This is a genomic window from Streptomyces muensis (assembly GCF_021474425.1).
Lineage (GTDB): Bacteria > Actinomycetota > Actinomycetes > Streptomycetales > Streptomycetaceae > Streptomyces > Streptomyces muensis.
Window position 1 is genome coordinate 1 of record NZ_JAKEIP010000437.1, and the last position, 4312, is coordinate 4312.

The window sequence follows — 4312 nt, forward strand, 5'->3', positions numbered from 1 at the left end:
CCCCTACCCGTCCCATCCCCCAGGGGCTCCGCCCCTTCAACCCCGGGGGGCATTCTTCGGGTGCGGGCCGGTGGGGGCGAGGAACCCCCGGCGCCCCCGGGGTCACATGTACTTCTTCAGCTCCCGCCGCGCCAGCGACCGCTGGTGCACCTCGTCCGGACCGTCCGCGATCATCAGGGTCCGCGCCCCGGCGTACAGCTCCGCGAGCGGGAAGTCCTGACTGACACCCCCCGCACCGTGCAACTGGATCGCCCGGTCGATGATGTCGACGACCGCGCGCGGCGTAGCGATCTTGATGGCCTGGATCTCGGTGTGGGCACCCTTGTTCCCCACGGTGTCCATCAGCCAGGCAGTCTTGAGGACCAGCAGCCGCAGCTGCTCCACCGTCACACGCGCGTCGGCGATCCAGTTGTGCACGACCCCCTGCTGGGCCAGTGCCTTCCCGAACGCCGTACGGGACACGGCCCGCCGGCACATCAACTCGATCGCCCGCTCGGCCATGCCGATCAGCCGCATGCAGTGATGGATACGGCCGGGCCCGAGCCGCGCCTGCGCGATGGCGAAACCGCCCCCCTCCTCGCCGATGAGGTTGGCCACGGGCACGCGCGCGTGGTCGAAGATCACCTCGGCATGGCCGCCGTGGTAGTGGTCCTCGTAGCCGAACACCTGCATCGCACGCTTCACCGTGACACCCGGGGTGTCACGGGGGACCAGGATCATCGACTGCTGGCGCCGGATGTCGTCCCCGTCGGGATCCGTCTTGCCCATCACGATGAAGATCTTGCAGTCCGGGTTCATCGCCCCGGAGATGTACCACTTGCGGCCCGTGATGACGTACTCGTCACCGTCCCGCTCGATCAGCGTGGTGATGTTGGTGGCGTCGGACGAGGCCACCTCCGGCTCGGTCATCGCGAACGCCGAGCGGATCTCACCGGCCAGCAACGGCTCCAGCCACTGCTTCTTCTGCTGCTCGTCGGCGAACTGGTACAGCACCTCCATGTTCCCGGTGTCCGGCGCCGCACAGTTCGTCGCGGTGGGCGCGAGCTGCGGTGAGCGGCCGGTGATCTCGGCGAGCGGGGCGTACTGGAGGTTGGTGAGGCCGGCGCCGTACTCGGCGTCGGGCAGGAAGAGGTTCCACAGACCCTGCCTGCGGGCCTCGGCCTTGAGCTCCTCGACCACGGCCGGGGTGTCCCACGGCGAGGCCAGCGCGGCCCGCTGCTCCTCCGCCACCGCCTCCGCCGGATAGACGTACTCGTCCATGAAGGCGAGCAGCTTGGCGCGCAGTTCCTCGGTGCGCGCGTCGAACGCGAAGTCCATGGCGGATCAGCCTTCCTGGATGTCTTCTCGAAGAGTGGTGAGGCCGTGCTCGATGAAGACCGGGACCAGGTCGCCGATGCGGTCGAAGCCGCGGCCGACCGTCTGGCCCAGCGTGTAGCGGTAGTGGATGCCCTCCAGGATCACGGCGAGCTTGAACCAGGCGAACGCCGTGTACCAGGAGACCGCGGAGACGTCGCGCCCCGAGCGCGCGGCGTACCGCTCGATCAGCTCGGCCGGTTCCGGGTGCCCGGGGGCCTCGGCCGTGGTGGAGACGGGGGAGTCGGGCATGCCCAGCGGCATGCTGTACATCACCAGCAGACCCAGGTCGGTGAGGGGATCGCCGAGCGTGGACATCTCCCAGTCAAGGATCGCCTTGATGGTGTCGTCCGCACCGATGAGCACGTTGTCGAGGCGGTAGTCGCCGTGCACCACGGTCGCGGCGGGGGAGGCCGGCAGCCGGCGGCCCAGCGTCGCGTGCAGCTCGTCGATACCGGCCAGGTCGCGGTTGCGGGAGGCGTCCAACTGCTTGCCCCAGCGGCGCAGTTGCCGGTCCAGGAAGCCCTCGGGGCGGCCGAAGTCCGCCAGGCCCACCTCCGCCGGATCCACCGCGTGCAGCTCGACGAGCGTGTCCACCAGCGACAGCACCGCGCCCCGGGTGCGCTCGGGGCCGAGCGGGGCGAGCTGGTCGGCGGTGCGGTACGGGGTGCCCTCGACGAACTCCATGACGTAGAACGGCGCTCCGAGCACCTCCTCGTCCTCGCACAGCAGCACCGGCCGCGGCACCGGCACACTGGTCGGGTGCAGCGCGCTGATCACCCGGTGCTCGCGCTTCATGTCGTGCGCGGTGGCGAGGACATGGCCGAGCGGAGGGCGCCGTACGACCCACTTCGAGGTGCCGTCGGTGACCGCGTAGGTCAGGTTCGACCGTCCGCCCTCGATCAGCCGGCCGGTCAGCGGACCCTGCGCCAGACCGGGCCGCTCGCGCTCGAGCAGGCCGCGCAGCCGGTCGAGATCGAGACCGGGCGGATGGTCGGGGCTCATACATCGCTCCTGGAAGACAGGTGAACGGGACCCGACTCATGATGCCGACCAGTCGGTATGTAGTCCAGTGGGCGAGCCGAACGTGACCGGGGCCACGATAGGCCGACAGCTCCCCGCGCGGTGCGTCGGGGAGCTGTCGGTGGTGTCTTCTCGGCCAGTGCGCCGAGTCGGCCCGGGCCGCGGGGTGGGCTCAGTGGTCGTCCCAGTGGCCGTCGTGGGAGGCGTGCCGGTGGCCGTCGTGGAGGTAGTCGACGTGGTCGCCGTGCAGGACGCTCTCGTGTCCGCAGTCGGCGCCGTGCTGATGGCTGTGCCCCTCGTGCGCGACGTGCCCGCTCGCCTCGCACTCGTCCCAGTGGCCGCTGTGCTCGCGGTGCAGGTGGCCGTCGTGCGCGTAGTCGGTGTGGTCGCCGTGCGGAACCGCGGTGTGTCCGCAGTCCGGGCCGTGGGTGTGCGTGTGGGCGGGGTGTTCCGCGTGCAGGGTGGTCATGGTGCTCACCTTCGGAAGGCGGGGGTGGTGACGTCGGACAGGCTGCCACGCGAACGCCGCATATCGGGTCATTCGGCTTGCGTGGCGTTCCGCCACCCCGGAGGGTCGAACCCATGAAGGGCATCAGCTACACACGCTACGGCGGGCCCGAGGTGCTCGCATACGGAGAGGTGCGCGAGCCGCGCGTCGGCCCCGACTCCGTACTGGTCAAGGTGCGCGCGGCGGCCGTCAACCCGGTCGACTGGAAGTGCCGCGAGGGCCATATGGACCGGATGCTGGAGCCCGCCTTCCCGGTCGTACCCGGCTGGGACGTCTCCGGGGTGGTCGTCCAGCCCGGCGTCTCCGTCACCGAGTTCGGCGTCGGCGACGAGGTGATCGGCTATGTCCGCGAGGACCTCCTCTCCCACGGCACCTTCGCCGAGTACGTCGCCGCCCCGCTCCGCACCCTCGCGCGCAAGCCCCGCAACCTCACCTGGGAGCAGGCGGCCGGTCTGCCCCTGGTCGGGCTGACGGCGTATCAGGTGCTGACCAGGGTCCTTCAGGTGCGGCGCGGCGAGACCGTCCTCGTGCATGCCGCGGCCGGCGGCGTGGGCTCGATCGCCGTCCAGCTCGCCCGCCATCTGGGTGCCCGGGTGATCGGCACGGCGAGCCCGCACAACCACGACTTCGTCCGCGGTCTCGGCGGCGAACCGGTCGAGTACGGCGACGGTCTGACCGAACGGGTGCGGGGCCTCGCGCCCGAGGGCGTGGACGCCGCCTTCGACACGGTCGGCGGCGGCGCGCTGAAAGCCTCGGCCAACCTCCTCGCCCCCGAGGGCCGCCTGGTGTCCATCGCCGACCCGGACGTCTTCGACTACGGCGGCCGCTACTACTTCGTCCGCCCCGACGCCACGGACCTGCTACGGCTGTCCGAGCTCGCGGAGGAGGGCGTGGTGACCGTGCACGTCTCGGAGACCTTCCCGCTGGAACGAACCGCGGACGCCCACCGGCTCAACGAGGAGGGCCGCACCCGGGGCAAGATCGTGGTCACGGTGGACTGGGAGACGGAGGAGGAGCCGGTGGCGCCGGAAGGGTTGTGGCAGGAGCCGGAGGAGGGACTGGGACTGACCGGCTGACCGGCCGCTCCCAGCCGCTCCCGGCCGCTGCGGCGCCGAGGCCGGGAGACGGGCAGCGCGTCCAGCGGCACGGCGGAGGAGGCCCGTGCGGTGGCGGGGCGACGCTGCGGCATCAGTGGCCGCCGCGGCGGGCGATGCGGTTCGGGGTGCGGGTGCGGGGCGCGGGGTACTCGCACGGACCCGAGAGCTCGGTGCCTGCCCGCCCTGGCGGCGCCATCAGAGGCTCTCGGCGTCGGCGGGATACGCCGGACGGGCCCCGAGGCGACGGGCGGGTCCGGCTCAGAGGACCAACGCGGCCCCGCACACCGCCAGGGCCACCGTGAACAGGACCGTGGCCGTGGCGTGCCGGGGG

At 71.5% G+C, this 4312-nt stretch carries 4 protein-coding genes; 1 reads left to right on the forward strand and 3 read right to left on the reverse strand.

Annotation, left to right across the window (positions count from 1 at the left end; translation table 11 throughout):
• Window positions 1–102 precede the first annotated feature (102 nt).
• The 3 genes from L0P92_RS42525 to L0P92_RS42535 all read right to left on the reverse strand — a co-directional run bounded on the left by L0P92_RS42525 (window position 103) and on the right by L0P92_RS42535 (window position 2845).
• A complete protein-coding gene (locus tag L0P92_RS42525; RefSeq protein ID WP_234768498.1) occupies window positions 103–1317 on the reverse strand; it encodes an acyl-CoA dehydrogenase in 1215 nt (404 codons plus the stop codon).
• Window positions 1318–1323: 6 nt separating this feature from the next.
• Window positions 1324–2358: a phosphotransferase family protein gene (locus L0P92_RS42530; RefSeq protein ID WP_234768499.1), complete on the reverse strand. Its 1035-nt coding sequence runs from the start codon at window positions 2356–2358 to the stop codon at window positions 1324–1326.
• Between the two features lie 190 nt (window positions 2359–2548).
• Window positions 2549–2845 (reverse strand): hypothetical protein, encoded by a 297-nt coding sequence (locus tag L0P92_RS42535; RefSeq protein ID WP_234768500.1) that lies wholly within the window; start codon window positions 2843–2845, stop codon window positions 2549–2551.
• A gap of 113 nt (window positions 2846–2958) precedes the next feature.
• On the opposite strand from L0P92_RS42535, the gene L0P92_RS42540 reads away from it, so the two are divergent.
• Window positions 2959–3960, forward strand: coding sequence for an NADP-dependent oxidoreductase (locus tag L0P92_RS42540; RefSeq protein WP_234768501.1), 1002 nt, complete (start codon window positions 2959–2961; stop codon window positions 3958–3960).
• Window positions 3961–4312 lie beyond the last annotated feature (352 nt).

Excerpts from the sequence above, each read along its gene's own strand:
- L0P92_RS42525 (WP_234768498.1), bottom strand. The coding sequence starts at position 1,317 with ATGGACTTCGCGTTCGACGCGCGCACCGAGGAACTGCGCGCCAAGCTG.
- L0P92_RS42530 (WP_234768499.1), bottom strand. The coding sequence starts at position 2,358 with ATGAGCCCCGACCATCCGCCCGGTCTCGATCTCGACCGGCTGCGCGGC.
- L0P92_RS42535 (WP_234768500.1), bottom strand. The coding sequence starts at position 2,845 with ATGACCACCCTGCACGCGGAACACCCCGCCCACACGCACACCCACGGC.
- L0P92_RS42540 (WP_234768501.1), top strand. The coding sequence starts at position 2,959 with ATGAAGGGCATCAGCTACACACGCTACGGCGGGCCCGAGGTGCTCGCA.